Raw genomic sequence first — 14,082 nt, 5'->3', positions numbered from 1 at the left:
GTGCGATTTATTATCCAATTCCATTACACAGTCAAAAAGCGTATGCAGATGCTCGTTATAACGAAGCCGATTTTCCTGTTACGAATCAATTGGTGAAAGAAGTAATTGCATTGCCAATGCATACGGAATTAGATGACGAACAAATTAAATTTATTACAGATTCGGTTTTAGAATTTGTTTAATTGTAGAATCGTTGTATTGCAACGATTCTTGATTATTAATTATATCGATAAGGAGACATTGCAGTGCAATGTCTGTACAACAAAAAAATGAAGATATTAGTTACTGGAGGTTTAGGATTCATAGGTTCTCACACAGTTGTAGAATTGCAAAATGAAGGTTTTGAAGTAATTGCTATTGACAATCTTTCTAATTCATCAATCGATGTTTTAGACGGAATTGAGCGTATTACAGGAAAAAAACCTTTATTTGAAAATATCGATTTGCGAGATAAATCGGCGGTTCAAAATTTCTTTTCTAAATACCAAGATATTTCGGGAGTGATTCATTTTGCTGCTTCAAAAGCGGTGGGAGAAAGTGTTGAAAATCCATTGTTGTATTATGAAAACAACATCAATTCTTTAGTGTATTTACTTCAAGAATTACAAAAAAAGCCAGAAGCTCATTTTATTTTCAGTTCGTCTTGTACAGTTTACGGTCAAGCTGAAAAAATGCCAATTACTGAAAATGCGCCTATTCAAGTTGCAATGTCACCTTACGGAAACACGAAGCAAATAGGTGAAGAAATTATAACTGATGTTGCGAAAGTAACCAACATCAATTCCATTTTATTGCGCTATTTTAATCCAATTGGAGCACATCCTTCAGTAGAAATTGGCGAGTTACCTTTAGGTGTTCCACAAAATTTAGTGCCTTTTATTACGCAAACTGCTTTTGGACTCAGAGAAAAGCTATCTGTTTTTGGAAATGATTATCCAACTTCTGATGGAACCGCTATTCGTGATTACATTCACGTTGTAGATTTAGCAAAAGCTCATGTAATAGCTTTGCAACGTTTGTTAAAGAAGCAAAATTCAGAAAAAGTAGAAACCTTTAATTTAGGAACAGGAACGGGAAGTTCGGTTTTAGAAGTGATAAATGCTTTTGAAAAAGTTTCCAATCAAAAATTAAATTATCAAATTGTGGGTAGAAGAGAAGGTGATGTAATTGAAGCCTTTGCAAATACCGACAAAGCAAACACTGTTTTAGGTTGGAAAGCAAAATCTACTTTAGAAGAAGCTTTAGCAAGTGCTTGGAAATGGGAACAGAAAATTAGAAGTTAATACTATGAGTAGTAAAAAAAGAATTTTAATCTTTTTTTCTGTTTTTGGAATTATAATAATTTCTTCATTTCTCTTTGGAGAAAAATCTAAAAAGAGAGATTTTAAAAGTAGTATTAATTTTGTTGTACATAATAAAAAAATAAACTCTGCTTTAAAACTTAGTCTATTTAATGATAAAGGAAAAGAATTTGATTTAGGATATGTTTTTTACTCATTCGACAAAATTTATGAAGGAGATAGTCTTGTAAAATATCAGAATTCACATATTTTGTATGTTTATAGAAAAAGCAATGATAATTCTAGTTACTATTCTAAAGTTGATAGTTTAAATTTTGAACATAGGTAATTTTTTTCCAATTAAGAAAACCAATCTTTCATCCTTTTCGTAACTGCAAGTAATTAAAACTTACAGATTATGAAAAAGATATTACTTTTAGTTACAAGCTTCTTATTTACCTCCAATGTATTCTCACAGGTTGGAATTGGTACAACCAATATTCAAAACGGAGTTGAACTTCAAATCGAAAGCAATTCAAAAGGATTGTTGATTCCAAGAGTTGCACTAACGGCTACAAATGTTGTGGCACCTGTAGGGCCAGCTCCAATTGCAACGGGAGTGCTTGTTTTCAATACAGCAACTGCTGGAGCTGGAATAACTGCTGTTACTCCAGGATTCTATTATTGGTCAGGAGCAGAATGGGTTGCTTTGAAATCTAGTCCATTAGCGGCAAGCCAAGATTGGTCTTTAACCGGAAATGCAGGCACCAATCCAAGTACTAATTTTTTAGGAACTACAGATAATCAAAATTTTCAAATTAGAACAAGTAATACCAATAGAGTTACTGTTGAAAACGACGGTCAAGTTATTTTGGGAAATAATACGGCTCCAAGTACTAATACGTTAACAACAATTAATGCTGGTGCTGGACAAATTGGTCTTTTTGTAAATAGCAATAATTCTGCTAGAACCATTCGAGCTTTAAATGCAACCAATACACAATTTGTAATTGATGGTGGAAATTTAGACGCTAACGGAGGTAGAGGTGTAATTGGAATTAGTGCAAATTTAGCTGCCAATGCAACTTCAACCGTTATGGGAGTTTTAGGCGTTGGAGGAAGAACAACCTTTACAGAATTACCAGGTGAATCAGTTGGAGTTTCTGGACAAGGAACTACAGGTTTACATGTAAGAGGTGTAGGAAAAGGGAATGGAGTAGATTATTTTTCTGCCTATTTTGAATACGATCAAGACGATAATTTAAGTACAAGTAATGGTCCATTTGCTAGAATTGCAGGTAAAGATGTTGATTATTTCACAGGAGGTGGCGCTGCAAGAAGAGACGTTACTTACGGAGGTTATTTTGATGCCAATACTTCAACTACAGATTATGTTTTTGTAGGTGCGAGAAATAACAATACTTCGTATAAAGTTTTGGGAGGTGGTTCATTATCAACTATGGTGCAAGACAGACAAGGCAATAATCGAATTCTTCACGCAACAGAAACTCCAGAAATTCTATTTGAAGATTTTGGAACAGGAAAATTGGTTAACGGAGAAGCTTATATTCAAATAGATGAATTAATGAGCGATCATATTTTTGTTGATGAAAGTCACCCAATGAAAGTTTTTATTCAATTAGAAGGCGATTGCAAAGGGGTTTATGTTACCGAAAAAACAAAAAATGGTTTTAAAGTAAAAGAACTACAAAACGGAAGATCTAATGTTTCTTTTTCTTGGAATATGGTAGCTAATAGAGCCGATGTATTAGAAAAAGACGGAACAATAGCTTCTAAACACGTTGATGTCAGATTTCCAATTGGTCCTAAAAAATTGAATCAAGAGAAATCAGTTGAGAAGAAATATGAAATAGAAATGAAGTAAAAATAAAATCCCAAGTAGTTAATTTTACTTGGGATTTTTTATTATTCTTCAACGGACTCTTTTAATTTTTTTGCGCCTTCTTCTACCTTTTCAGCTCCTTTAGCAATGATGTGTTTTGCTTTTTCACCTACTTTTGAAGAATCTATTGCTTTTTTAGCTTTTACTTTTGCTGAATCTGCCGCTTGTTTTAAATCGGTTCCTACTGCTTCAGAAGCTTCTTTTACTTTTTCTTTTGTTTCTTCTTGACAAGAAAGTAATGTCGTTGCGATTGCAATTCCTAAAAATATTTTTTTCATGGTTGAATTTATTTATAAAAATAAAGTTACAAAATTAATGCCAAACGAAAGTGAAATATTTTTTGCTAAAAAGTAATTATTCAATATCGTTGTTTTTCTTAAACTCTTCTACTTCTTCCTTGGCATCTTGTAATGTGGTAGCTTCTAATTTTAATTCTACTACATGGATTATTTCGGCATATTTTGATGGTTTTATAGAACTTCCAAATTCAATGGCGTAGCATTTTGCAAATAGTGCTCCCAAGTACAAAATCACAGACGAATAATAAACCCAAACCATAATAATTACCAATGATCCTGCAGCTCCATAAATGGTTCCTAATGACGATTGAGAAATGTAAAACGAAATTAAAAACTTCCCAAACATAAAAAGGATAGCGGTTGTAAACGAAGAAACTCTGACTTGTTTCCAAGTGATGTTGGCATCGGGTAAGATTTTGAAAATTACTGCAAAAAGTAATGTTATCACCGTTAAAGTTACCAATGTTTGTCCAATGTAAACCGAATAAACAGCTGCTTCAGAAAAATGAGCAAATAACTTTTGATTCAACGAATCTAAAATGGCAGATAATCCTAAAGAAGCCAATAAAATAAATCCCAAACTTCCAATTACCCCAAAAGAAAGTAATCTTGATTTGAAGTACAACCAAAAGCTAGAACGTTTTTTAAGTCGAATTCCCCAAATTGAATTAATAGAATCTTGAATTTCTGCAAAAACCGAAGTCGCGCCTATTAATAAAGTTACGATTCCAATGAGTGCCGGAAATCCACTTTTATTTGAAATGGCAATATTTTTAATCATTTCTTGCAATTGAATGGCGGCTTTTTCGCCTAAAAAATCTTTGATTTGAAGAAATATTTCACCTTCAATTGCATCGGTTCCAAAAAAAAGCCCCACTACATATAGTAAAACTATAAGTAGTGGAGCCATTGAAAATACGGTTGTATAAGCTAATGAAGCACTTTTTTTCATGATTTTGTGTTCTCCAAATTCGGAAAACGTGGAATGAATTACATCCCATAAATCTTTGTAGTACGCTTCTCTAACTCCTTTCAAAATAGATTATGCCGAAATCGTTTCGACTTCTTTATCAATTTTATTTACTAATCCTACTAATACTTTTCCTGGACCAACTTCTGTGAAACTCGTTGCTCCATCTTTAATCATTTGTTGTACCGATTGCGTCCATTTTACAGGAGCTGTTAATTGAATGATTAAGTTTTTCTTGATTTCATTCGCATCAGAAACCGCGCTAGCAGTAACATTTTGATACACTGGGCAAATTGGAGTTGAAAAAGTAGTAGCTTCAATTGCTGCCGCTAATTCTTCTCTTGCTGGTTCCATCATTGGTGAGTGAAAAGCGCCACCAACTGGTAAAATTAAAGCGCGTTTTGCACCCGCTTCTTTCATTTTTTCGCAAGCTAATTCCACTGCTTTGTATTCGCCAGAAATCACTAATTGACCCGGACAGTTGTAATTTGCAGCTACCACAACACCATCAATCGATGCACAAATATCTTCTACAATTTTGTCGTCTAAGTTTAAAACAGCCGCCATAGTTGAAGGCGTTATCTCACAAGCTTTTTGCATTGCAATTGCTCTTTGAGAAACTAATTTTAATCCGTCTTCAAATGATAAAGCACCATTGGCAACTAAAGCAGAAAATTCACCTAATGAATGTCCGGCAACCATTTCTGGTTTGAAGTTTTCTAATGTTTTTGCCAAAATCACTGAGTGCAAGAAAACCGCTGGTTGTGTAACTTTGGTTTCTTTTAATTCTTCAGCTGTTCCTTCAAACATGATATCGGTGATTCTAAAACCTAATATTTCATTAGCTTTTTCGAATAATTCTTTTGCTACAGCTGAGTTTTCATATAAATCTTTTCCCATTCCTGAGAATTGTGCGCCTTGACCTGGAAATACGTATGCTTTCATAAATTTTGTTTCAAGTTTAAAGTTTCAAGTTTTTCTTGAATGGCAAAAATAACATTTTTATTAGAATTCAGTCGAATTTACAATTTCCAATAATTGATTTTTATATTCTGGATGGATGATACCATTTACAACATCAAAATTTTCATAGAAACTAGGCAATGAAAAACTACCTTTAACTATTCCACCTTGAAACGGAAAGCGTTTTGTAGCAATTTCTAAAACAGAACTTCCACCACGAGCTCCTGGAGAAGTAGCTAATAGTAACATTGGTTTTTCTTGAAAGGTTTTAGCGTTAATTCGAGAAGACCAATCTAAAACGTTTTTAAATGCTGTGGAGTAATTTCCATTATGTTCGGCAAACGAAATGATAATTAAATCGGCGCTTCCTAGTTTAGCATAAAAATCTTGTGCTAAATGATGAATACCGTTTTCTTTTTCTTTATCAACAGAGAAAATAGGCATTTCGTAATCGTTTAAATCTAAAATTTCTACCAATACATTTTGAAATTGATTAGCAGTATATGTTGCCAATTGTTTATTGATGGATTGCTTACTTGATGAAGCTCCAAAAGCGATGATTTTTTTCATGTATTTATTTGTTTAACCAATTCCCCATTACTTTTCTTAATAGTGGTAATAAAACAAAAACCATTAACGGAACTAAAATTCCAGTCATGATTAATGTTTTTAAAGCTAATGGTAAATTTTTAATTAAATCTCCAATTAAGTAGGTTAAAAGAGTTATGGCTGGATAAATGGCCAGCCAAACCATGATGGCAAATTTCCATTTAGGCGATTGATTCATTAATTTTCTTCTATATATTTTTTTGTTTTTAAAACAGCACTTTTTAATAATTCTAGATTTCCAATGGCTGTTTTAGATGTTTTATCGTTCCAATTTGTAGTAAAAGTCATTTCGGTTTCTTCCTCCGAAACAAATTTCGCATCATTATCTACATATCCTTCCATCGTTGGATGTTCTAAAAGTAGAAATCTAACTTTATAAGGTATGAAAGTAATTTTTTCTTTTAGAATGGTAGTTGTTTCTGGAGTTGTTACAGTCATTTGTCTTATTACAAATTCTGTATTTTTTTCAGAAATAATTACATCACTAACACCTGGAACAAAATTTTCAGGATGTTCAATTTTATTGAGTAAATGACTCCAAACTTTCTCAAGTGAAGCATTAAGAGTAACGGTAAATTCAGTCATTTTATTTTTCGTTTAAATAATACGTTAATGCTCCCGAAGGACATTTGTTTACAGTTTCAATAATTTTTTCTGTGGTTGAATTATCAGGTGTAATCCAAGGTTGTTCTTTTGGTTTAAAAACATCTGGATTATTCTTAACGCAATTAGCAGAATGTGTACATTTTCCAGACTGCCATACAATGGTTACTTCACCATTTGTATATTCTTTTTTTAGGTTTTTTGGATCCATGATTACTTCGTTTTAAATTTATAATACGTCTCTAAATTCAGGAGTTTTATCAAAAACACTTTTCGCAAACGGACACAAAGGCAAGATTTTAATTCCTTTTTCTCTTGCAAATTCCACGGCTTTTGTTACCATTTTTTTACCAAAACCTTTTCCTTCATTTCCTGGGTTTACTTCAGTGTGGTCGATGATGATTTTATCTTCGCCTGCAAAAACAAAAGTCATCATAGCTTCTTGTTTGCCTTCAACTTCAATGTAAAAAGCACCTTTGTTGTCGTTTATTTTAAGTTGTACTTCTTCGGTCATAATTTTGTTTTTTAAATTTCAACATTCGTTATTCAAAATTGAATATTCAACATTTTAAACTTGGAACATTCAATAAGGAATTTTGAATGTTGAAATGATTAATTTACTGTTCCATCGGAATTTCCATTACCAAAAATTTCGCATTAGAATTCGCTTTGATTTCAATTTCATTGGTTTCCCAAATTCCAATTGCGTCTCTTCTTTCTAATTTTTCTCCGTTAACTTCGATTTCACCTTCAATATTCATGATGTAAAAACCGTTTCCTTCTTTTTTCAAATTTAATTTTTTTGAAAAACCGTTGTCAAAATCACTTAAATAAAACCATGCATCTTGATGAATCCAAACACCAGCATCATCTGGATTTGGTGATAAGATTTGAGCAAAATCATTTTTTTGTAATGATTGGTCTAACGTAATTTGTTGGTAACGAGGTTCCACATTTCTATATTTTGGAAACAACCAAATTTGAAATAATTTTGTATGTTGATCGTGATTTGGATTAAACTCACTATGCTGAATTCCAGTTCCTGCACTCATTACTTGTACATCACCCGTTTTGATGGTTGCGGCATTTCCCATACTGTCTTTGTGAGCCAAATCGCCTTCTAACGGAATCGTGATAATTTCCATATTATCGTGTGGATGTGTTCCAAAACCCATTCCAGCTGCAACAGTATCGTCATTTAAAACGCGAAGCATTCCAAACTGAATTCTATCTGGATTGTACCAATTAGCAAAGCTAAAACTGTGATACGCATTTAACCAACCATGATCTGCGTGTCCTCTTGAATCTGCTTTGTGTAAAACTGTATTTTTCATAATGTATAAATTTAGTAATTATTATGATACAAATTTACACCTATGAATAGGGAAGAGCACTTAATGTAGATTAAGAAATTATCTTATTGCAGAACGATGCGCTACATCTAAGATTTCATAAATAATTTTTAGGTGATACTTTACAGTGTTTTCAGAGATAAACAACTTTGAAGCAATCTCTTTATTAGTTAATCCAGAACGTATGTATGCGATAATTTCTTTTTGACGTTCTGTTAAATTATAATTGGAAACGTCTAAAGTTGCGTTTCCTTTTTCATCTAAAGCCTGAGTTAGGCGCTCAATTTCATCGTGAATTCTAGTATTTTCTTTTTCAACTAAAATTCTTCGCGCCATGTTAGTTTGATATAAGCGAACAGCAAAAAATAATAAAAGCAGTAACGAAACAATTACACCATATAAGATGTAATCTATATATTTTTCGTTTTTTTCTTTTAGCTTTCTATTCTCATCTTCTAATTTTTTTTCAGCTAATTCTAACTTTCCATTGGTATCCGTTGCATTGTAATATTTTACAATTGAATCATATTTTTTCTGAGTAAAAAATGCATTTTTATAATCTTCATTTTCTTGAAAAATATTTCGCATTACTTGGTGTAAATACAATTCATATTTTACCTTATTGTATTTTTTCGCTAATTGTAAACCTTCTTTAAATGCATAATCACGCTTTTCAAAAAGGTTCATTTTATTGTAGAGTTCTATTTTTTTACCATAGATGTTTGGTAAATTCTCTGGCGAATTTGCTCTAACTAAAGCATCAGCTTCATCTAATAGTTGTTCAGATTTTACATAATCTTTGTTTAACATTTTAATATACCCATCCTGCATGATAATCCAAGATTGTGTGGGAATAGATAAATGTTTAAAATTTAATTTTCTCAGTTGAACTATCAAAGCTTCGGCTTTAGGATAATCTTGTGTATCGAAATAAACAAAGCATTTTTCTGCTGTAATTGTGTTTTGTACTTCTTCCTTTAGGTCACTTTGCAACCCTTCGGCAAGAGCTAAATCTAATTTATGTAATGTTTTAGTGTAATTAAACAGACGTTTGTATGTAAAAGATTCTAATAAGTAAGCATAATACTTGTCGTAATGACTTGCATCTGGATTGTTGATAATATCATTTAACAAAGCAATAGACTTTTCATATTGCAAATTATCATTTAATGTTTTGATTTGATTTTCTAATTTTTTGAGTTTTTCAGGTTGCCCAAAAGATTGAATAAATACAAATAAAGATAAAAGCAACAAGGGGAAATGCTTTTTAATCATGCTGAAAAATTTTCTCAAAGATAAGAAACACCTTATTAAAACTAAAAATAAGTTTTGTTTTTAAGTTTTTGATTTTTAATTAATTATGTATAACTACCCGTCGGGTAGTCGCTAAAACTACCCGTTAACTACCCGTTCTAAATTAGATTTTTAGAGTTATCAACCTCAAATTTGCAGTAAACAAAATACAAATGAAAATCTTAGAACGTATTAAAAATTATTTTCGACTCTTTTCGATAAAACGAAATGAAGCCATTTACACCTGCATTCAAAATGACATTCCATTAACTGATGAAAATATTAAAGAAGTAATTGGGATTTTGAAACACAAGGAAAATAAAGAATTATTAAAAAATTTTAAAAAAGAAAACTAATAAAGTACATACAACGTATTTAGTTGAATTGTCAACTAAATTAAAATTACCCTATAAATTAACCAAAAATAAATTAAATGAAAATTAAAAAATTACTCGTTACAACACTACTACTTGGATTAACCCAAGTAAATGCGCAAGAAGCTGTAGTAACTTCTGGCGGAAATACCACAGGAACAAACGGAAACGTGAGTTACTCAGTAGGACAAATTGTTTACACTACAAACTCAGGAGCAACTGGCTCTGTAGCACAAGGTGTACAGCAACCTTTTGAAATTCAAACCCTTTTAGGTGCTGAAAATTTCAACATCAATTTACAATTAGCCGTGTATCCAAACCCAACCACAAATTGGTTGCAATTGGAAGTCAAAAACACCGACTTTATTAATCTTTCCTACCAATTATTCGACTTAAACGGTAGAATGATTTACAATCAAAAAATTACTGCTGAAACGTCAACTATTTCAATGGAACAATTGCCCGCTGCATTTTTTTTGTTAAAAGTAGTAAACAACAACAAAGAAGTGAAAACTTTCAAAATCATTAAAAAAGAAAATTAACCATGAAAAACATCAAAATAATTGTCATATTGGCACATTTGCTAATTGGCACATTAGCTTTTGCACAAGCGCCAGAAAAAATGAGCTACCAAGCCGTAGTGCGCAACACAACTAATAATTTAGTAACCAACCAAGCTGTGGGAATGCAAATTAGCATTTTGCAAGGTTCAGCAACAGGAACAGCTGTGTATGTAGAAACACAAATACCAACTTCAAACGCTAATGGTTTAGTAAGTTTAGAAATTGGTAGCGGTGCTGTAGTATCAGGAAACATGGCAACCATCGATTGGTCAAACGGTCCTTACTTCATGAAAACAGAAACTGACCCAACAGGAGGAACAAATTATACAATAACAGGAACTTCTCAATTACTAAGTACACCATATGCTTTATATGCGAAAACATCAGGTAGTTCTACTCCTGGTCCACAAGGACCTGCCGGACCGCAAGGACCGATGGGTATGCCAGGTGCAATTGGATTAATGGGTCCACAAGGTCCAGCAGGAGCAAATGGTTTAGACGGTGCAACAGGTCCAATGGGTCCTCAAGGTATTCAAGGTCTACAAGGTCCAGCAGGAGTAAATGGTACTAACGGAACCAATGGTGTGGGTGTTCCTACAGGTGGCACAACAGGGCAAGTATTAGCAAAAGTAAATGGTACTGATTTTAACACGCAATGGGTTACACCAAGTGCAGGTGGTGGAGGTGCAACCTTAGATCTTTTGGCTACAAATACTTCGAGTACAGCAATATTTGCATTGGCTAACGGAACTAACACTGGTGATGTAGTAACTTACAACAACGTAGTAACAGCGCCTACTTTAGGAACCTATAATGCTTCTACAAGTACCTATACAGTAGGTGTGACAGGCGTTTATATTATACAAGCGGTAACACGTTCTAATGATCATCCTACAATACCTTCACAAACAGTTCCTCAGTTTTTATTTGTAGATGTGAATGGTGCTGGGATAAGTTCAGCCAATACCATTCTTACCGACTACTCAACAAATTACGGAGGAAATATGCCTGCTGGCTCAAGAGGTAGAGGTTTTACAAGTGTAACACTATTTTTAACAGCGGGGCAAACGGTTCAGATTAAGGGCTTAAGTGCAAATTCAGCTACGCAAATGCAACCGCTTAAAACCGATGGCAGTTGTAAATTTATGGTGGTGAAATTATAAAAACTAAAATTAATAATGAAAAACATCAAAATAATTGTCATATTGGCACATTTGCTAATTGGCACATTAACTTTCGCCCAAGCGCCGGAAAAAATGAGTTACCAAGCCGTAGTGCGTAACACAACTAACAATTTAGTAACCAATCAAGCAGTAGGAATGCAAATTAGCATTTTGCAAGGTTCAGCTACAGGAACAGCGGTTTATGTAGAAACGCAAACACCTACTTCTAATGCCAACGGTTTAGTAAGTTTAGAAATTGGTAGCGGTGCTGTAGTATCAGGAAATATGGCAACTATCGATTGGGCAAACGGACCTTACTTTATCAAAACAGAAACTGACCCAACTGGTGGTTCTTCTTATACCATTACAGGAACTTCTCAATTATTGAGTACACCTTATGCTTTATATGCTAAAACATCAGGTAGTTCAATTCCTGGTCCAGCAGGTCCACAAGGTCCAGCAGGAGCAAATGGTTTAGATGGAGCAACAGGTCCAATGGGTCCACAAGGTCCAGCAGGAATGAATGGTTTAGATGGAGCAACAGGTCCAATGGGGCCTCAAGGTCCAGCAGGAACAAATGGTTTAGACGGAGCAACAGGTCCAATGGGTCCTCAAGGTCCAGCAGGAGTAAATGGTACTAACGGGAACAATGGAGTGGGAGTTCCAACAGGCGGAACAACAGGTCAAGTATTAGCCAAAGTAAATGGTGCCGATTACAATACACAATGGATAACACCAAGTGCAGGAAGTAGTTCTACAGTTTTAGTACACGCTACAGCAACTACATCACAAACCTTTCCAGTAGGTGGAAACGCAGTTGTTCCAGATGTGGCTACTTGTTTTAATAATGTTGTTACCAACGTTGGTTCAGTATATAACACTGGTACGGGTTTATTTGTTGCTCCTACTACTGGGTTTTATTTATTTTCAATTCAAACTATATCAACCACAAACGTTCTTGTACTGTGTCCAATGATTGATATTGATAATAATTTTACGATAAGTGGTGGGTTTGAAAATGATATTTTTGGAGTTCTAACTGGAAGTGCTCAATTTAGAACTGGAACTCAAAATAGAGGGCAATTAACATCACAAGTATTTTTAACTGCTGGTCAAACAATTAGTATTCGTTTTCAGAACTCTTCTAACGCAGTAGCTTTAAATAATACGACTACAGGTTCTACTTATTTGGTTATTACAAAGATGTAAATTAAGTAAATTATAATAGATACATTTTATATTATTTCAAAAAACGAGTCAGCAATGGTTCGTTTTTTATTTTTTCAGCATTTTACTTTTCATCTTACTAAAAAATTCAGGTGTAACACCAATGTAAGAAGCAATATGTTTTTGAGGTACTTTCTGAATTAATGTTGGGTATTTAGAACAAAATTTTTCAAAACGTTCTTCGGCAGTTAGACTTAAATTGTCCATTAATCGTTCTTGGTGTGCAACTAAGGAGTTCTCGGCTAAAATTCTGAAAAAGCGTTCTAATTTTGGAATTTCTTGAAAAAGTTGTTGTTGGTTTTCTTTAGTGATGATTACAACTTCAGCATCTTCTAAAACTTCTATGAACAAATTTCCGGGTTTTCCAGAAATGTAACTGTACATATCACCAATCCACCAACCTTCGCAAGCAAAATGCAATACGTGTTCGATGATGTTGTCGTTAATATTGAAACTTCTCAAAATGCCAAAATTCACAAAATAAGTACAATTAGCAATTTCGCCCGAACTCAATAAAATGGATTTGGCTTTAAATTGCTTGGTTTCGGTTTTAGATAGAAATAATGTTTCTTCCTCTGGAGTTAAAGAAACATGTTTGGCTATATTTTGAAGAATGGATTGCATAAGTTCAAATTTACAATTTTTAACTTGTTATTTTGGAAAACAGATTTAAGAAATTAAACAGATTTCAATAATTTCTCTGATTTCTCCAAATCTGTGTTCCAAAAAAGATATTTTTGTATTAATCATTTATATCTAAAAAATGAAAACCGAAAAAGAAAAAATGCTCGATGGCGAAATCTATTTTGCTAACGACAAAGTTTTAATGGCAGAGCGATTGCGCGCAAAAAAGTTTCTTCATAGATTGAATGTAACCGAATATGTTGTAAATGGAAATTCAAGGAATATTCTTCGTGAACTTTTACCTAATGCGCATAAAAAAATATACATTGAGCCACCATTTCATTGTGATTATGGTTATAACATTCATACAGGTGAGAATGTATTTTTCAATGTAAATTGTGTAGTTTTAGATACGATGAAAATCGAAATCGGCAACAATGTTTTCTTTGGGCCAAATGTTCATATTTATACGGCAACGCATCCACTTGACGCTATTGAAAGAAGAACTGTTGAATTTTCAAAACCAGTTTTTATTGGTAACGATTGTTGGATTGGAGGAAACACAGTAATTTGTCCAGGAGTTACAATTGGTGATGGTTGTACCATTGGTGCAGGTTCTGTAGTAACTAAAGACATTCCAGCCAATTCATTAGCTGTTGGAAATCCGGCTAAAGTGATTCGAAAATTGAATGAATAAAAAAAACCGATGAGTTAAACATCGGTTTCTATATTAATGAAAGTGATCTTCTTCAATTTCAAATTCGGCATCTTTTTCCCAAATTTCCATTTCGCAAGGTTTGCAATTGAATTTTAGTTTGTATTCCAATTCGCCTTGTTTCAAAACTAGAGGTTCTTTTAG

The 14,082-nt window shown here is 33.2% G+C and carries 20 protein-coding genes; 9 read left to right on the top strand and 11 right to left on the bottom strand.

All coding sequences use genetic code 11. The annotated features are described in order from the left end of the window. From L6Q46_RS07130 to L6Q46_RS07115, 4 genes are all read left to right on the top strand, one after another. On the top strand, window positions 1–182 hold a 182-nt coding region (locus L6Q46_RS07130; protein ID WP_291283727.1), incomplete at its 5' end, for a DegT/DnrJ/EryC1/StrS family aminotransferase. Between the two features lie 87 nt (window positions 183–269). Continuing rightward, a complete protein-coding gene (gene galE / locus L6Q46_RS07125; RefSeq protein ID WP_291283726.1) occupies window positions 270–1,283 on the top strand; it encodes a UDP-glucose 4-epimerase GalE in 1,014 nt (337 codons plus the stop codon). Window positions 1,284–1,287: 4 nt separating this feature from the next. Then, window positions 1,288–1,629, top strand: a complete 342-nt coding sequence (locus L6Q46_RS07120; RefSeq protein WP_291283725.1) for a hypothetical protein — start codon at window positions 1,288–1,290, stop codon at window positions 1,627–1,629. 69 nt (window positions 1,630–1,698) lie between these two features. Beyond that, entirely contained in the window at window positions 1,699–3,165 is a 1,467-nt protein-coding gene (locus L6Q46_RS07115; protein WP_291283724.1) for a hypothetical protein, read from the top strand. A 41-nt stretch (window positions 3,166–3,206) separates the two neighbouring features. Here the strand turns inward: L6Q46_RS07115 and L6Q46_RS07110 are convergent, their stop codons facing one another. From L6Q46_RS07110 to L6Q46_RS07065, 10 genes are all read right to left on the bottom strand, one after another. After that, entirely contained in the window at window positions 3,207–3,461 is a 255-nt protein-coding gene (locus L6Q46_RS07110) for a hypothetical protein (RefSeq protein ID WP_291283723.1), read from the bottom strand. 76 nt (window positions 3,462–3,537) lie between these two features. Further along, window positions 3,538–4,518, bottom strand: coding sequence for a YihY/virulence factor BrkB family protein (locus tag L6Q46_RS07105; RefSeq protein ID WP_291283722.1), 981 nt, complete (start codon window positions 4,516–4,518; stop codon window positions 3,538–3,540). A 6-nt stretch (window positions 4,519–4,524) separates the two neighbouring features. Beyond that, entirely contained in the window at window positions 4,525–5,397 is an 873-nt protein-coding gene (gene fabD, locus L6Q46_RS07100) for an ACP S-malonyltransferase (RefSeq protein ID WP_291283721.1), read from the bottom strand. 60 nt (window positions 5,398–5,457) lie between these two features. Continuing rightward, window positions 5,458–5,985 carry an NAD(P)H-dependent oxidoreductase gene (locus L6Q46_RS07095; protein WP_291283720.1) on the bottom strand — a complete coding sequence of 176 codons (528 nt, stop codon included), beginning with the start codon at window positions 5,983–5,985 and terminating at the stop codon, window positions 5,458–5,460. Between the two features lie 4 nt (window positions 5,986–5,989). Further along, window positions 5,990–6,202, bottom strand: coding sequence for a hypothetical protein (locus L6Q46_RS07090; RefSeq protein ID WP_291283719.1), 213 nt, complete (start codon window positions 6,200–6,202; stop codon window positions 5,990–5,992). Beyond that, window positions 6,202–6,609, bottom strand: coding sequence for an AtaL-like protein (locus L6Q46_RS07085; RefSeq protein ID WP_291283718.1), 408 nt, complete (start codon window positions 6,607–6,609; stop codon window positions 6,202–6,204). Before L6Q46_RS07085 ends, L6Q46_RS07090 begins: the two co-directional genes overlap by 1 nt. 1 nt (window position 6,610) lies before the next feature. Then, window positions 6,611–6,838, bottom strand: coding sequence for a (4Fe-4S)-binding protein (locus L6Q46_RS07080; protein ID WP_111566107.1), 228 nt, complete (start codon window positions 6,836–6,838; stop codon window positions 6,611–6,613). Window positions 6,839–6,856: 18 nt separating this feature from the next. Continuing rightward, on the bottom strand, window positions 6,857–7,141 hold the full coding sequence (locus L6Q46_RS07075; protein ID WP_291283717.1) for a GNAT family N-acetyltransferase: 285 nt from the start codon (window positions 7,139–7,141) through the stop codon (window positions 6,857–6,859). Window positions 7,142–7,244: 103 nt separating this feature from the next. Continuing rightward, the gene (locus L6Q46_RS07070; protein WP_291283716.1) at window positions 7,245–7,961 is read right to left on the bottom strand and encodes a pirin family protein; all 717 of its coding nucleotides are present in this window, start codon (window positions 7,959–7,961) and stop codon (window positions 7,245–7,247) included. A 78-nt stretch (window positions 7,962–8,039) separates the two neighbouring features. Next, complete coding sequence (locus tag L6Q46_RS07065; protein WP_291283715.1) at window positions 8,040–9,254, bottom strand: LuxR family transcriptional regulator; 1,215 nt, start codon at window positions 9,252–9,254, stop codon at window positions 8,040–8,042. 191 nt (window positions 9,255–9,445) lie between these two features. On the opposite strand from L6Q46_RS07065, the gene L6Q46_RS07060 reads away from it, so the two are divergent. From L6Q46_RS07060 to L6Q46_RS07045, 4 genes are all read left to right on the top strand, one after another. Beyond that, on the top strand, window positions 9,446–9,628 hold the full coding sequence (locus L6Q46_RS07060; RefSeq protein WP_291283714.1) for a hypothetical protein: 183 nt from the start codon (window positions 9,446–9,448) through the stop codon (window positions 9,626–9,628). A gap of 77 nt (window positions 9,629–9,705) precedes the next feature. After that, a complete protein-coding gene (locus L6Q46_RS07055; protein WP_291283713.1) occupies window positions 9,706–10,188 on the top strand; it encodes a T9SS type A sorting domain-containing protein in 483 nt (160 codons plus the stop codon). 2 nt (window positions 10,189–10,190) lie between these two features. Next, complete coding sequence (locus tag L6Q46_RS07050; RefSeq protein WP_291283712.1) at window positions 10,191–11,372, top strand: hypothetical protein; 1,182 nt, start codon at window positions 10,191–10,193, stop codon at window positions 11,370–11,372. A gap of 15 nt (window positions 11,373–11,387) precedes the next feature. Continuing rightward, window positions 11,388–12,581, top strand: a complete 1,194-nt coding sequence (locus tag L6Q46_RS07045; protein ID WP_291283711.1) for a hypothetical protein — start codon at window positions 11,388–11,390, stop codon at window positions 12,579–12,581. 66 nt (window positions 12,582–12,647) lie between these two features. Here L6Q46_RS07045 and L6Q46_RS07040 read toward each other — a convergent pair whose 3' ends face one another. After that, window positions 12,648–13,223 carry a Crp/Fnr family transcriptional regulator gene (locus L6Q46_RS07040; protein WP_291283710.1) on the bottom strand — a complete coding sequence of 192 codons (576 nt, stop codon included), beginning with the start codon at window positions 13,221–13,223 and terminating at the stop codon, window positions 12,648–12,650. Window positions 13,224–13,362: 139 nt separating this feature from the next. Between L6Q46_RS07040 and L6Q46_RS07035 the strand changes: the two genes are divergently transcribed. Further along, window positions 13,363–13,920 (top strand): sugar O-acetyltransferase, encoded by a 558-nt coding sequence (locus tag L6Q46_RS07035; RefSeq protein WP_291283709.1) that lies wholly within the window; start codon window positions 13,363–13,365, stop codon window positions 13,918–13,920. Window positions 13,921–14,082: the final 162 nt, after the last annotated feature.

Origin of the sequence: Flavobacterium sp., assembly GCF_023151265.1 — a bacterium.
Taxonomy (GTDB): Bacteria; Bacteroidota; Bacteroidia; order Flavobacteriales; family Flavobacteriaceae; genus Flavobacterium.
This window is presented reverse-complemented; position numbering and strand designations above follow the sequence as displayed.

What these genes read in the sequence shown, in the direction of transcription:
- L6Q46_RS07095 (WP_291283720.1), bottom strand. Translation starts at nt 5,985, where the DNA reads ATGAAAAAAATCATCGCTTTTGGAGCTTCATCAAGTAAGCAATCCATC.
- L6Q46_RS07090 (WP_291283719.1), bottom strand. Translation starts at nt 6,202, where the DNA reads ATGAATCAATCGCCTAAATGGAAATTTGCCATCATGGTTTGGCTGGCC.
- L6Q46_RS07120 (WP_291283725.1), top strand. Translation starts at nt 1,288, where the DNA reads ATGAGTAGTAAAAAAAGAATTTTAATCTTTTTTTCTGTTTTTGGAATT.
- L6Q46_RS07080 (WP_111566107.1), bottom strand. Translation starts at nt 6,838, where the DNA reads ATGGATCCAAAAAACCTAAAAAAAGAATATACAAATGGTGAAGTAACC.
- fabD (WP_291283721.1), bottom strand. Translation starts at nt 5,397, where the DNA reads ATGAAAGCATACGTATTTCCAGGTCAAGGCGCACAATTCTCAGGAATG.
- L6Q46_RS07110 (WP_291283723.1), bottom strand. Translation starts at nt 3,461, where the DNA reads ATGAAAAAAATATTTTTAGGAATTGCAATCGCAACGACATTACTTTCT.
- L6Q46_RS07050 (WP_291283712.1), top strand. Translation starts at nt 10,191, where the DNA reads ATGAAAAACATCAAAATAATTGTCATATTGGCACATTTGCTAATTGGC.
- L6Q46_RS07070 (WP_291283716.1), bottom strand. Translation starts at nt 7,961, where the DNA reads ATGAAAAATACAGTTTTACACAAAGCAGATTCAAGAGGACACGCAGAT.
- L6Q46_RS07045 (WP_291283711.1), top strand. Translation starts at nt 11,388, where the DNA reads ATGAAAAACATCAAAATAATTGTCATATTGGCACATTTGCTAATTGGC.
- L6Q46_RS07035 (WP_291283709.1), top strand. Translation starts at nt 13,363, where the DNA reads ATGAAAACCGAAAAAGAAAAAATGCTCGATGGCGAAATCTATTTTGCT.
- galE (WP_291283726.1), top strand. Translation starts at nt 270, where the DNA reads ATGAAGATATTAGTTACTGGAGGTTTAGGATTCATAGGTTCTCACACA.
- L6Q46_RS07060 (WP_291283714.1), top strand. Translation starts at nt 9,446, where the DNA reads ATGAAAATCTTAGAACGTATTAAAAATTATTTTCGACTCTTTTCGATA.
- L6Q46_RS07085 (WP_291283718.1), bottom strand. Translation starts at nt 6,609, where the DNA reads ATGACTGAATTTACCGTTACTCTTAATGCTTCACTTGAGAAAGTTTGG.
- L6Q46_RS07115 (WP_291283724.1), top strand. Translation starts at nt 1,699, where the DNA reads ATGAAAAAGATATTACTTTTAGTTACAAGCTTCTTATTTACCTCCAAT.
- L6Q46_RS07075 (WP_291283717.1), bottom strand. Translation starts at nt 7,141, where the DNA reads ATGACCGAAGAAGTACAACTTAAAATAAACGACAACAAAGGTGCTTTT.
- L6Q46_RS07055 (WP_291283713.1), top strand. Translation starts at nt 9,706, where the DNA reads ATGAAAATTAAAAAATTACTCGTTACAACACTACTACTTGGATTAACC.
- L6Q46_RS07040 (WP_291283710.1), bottom strand. Translation starts at nt 13,223, where the DNA reads ATGCAATCCATTCTTCAAAATATAGCCAAACATGTTTCTTTAACTCCA.
- L6Q46_RS07065 (WP_291283715.1), bottom strand. Translation starts at nt 9,254, where the DNA reads ATGATTAAAAAGCATTTCCCCTTGTTGCTTTTATCTTTATTTGTATTT.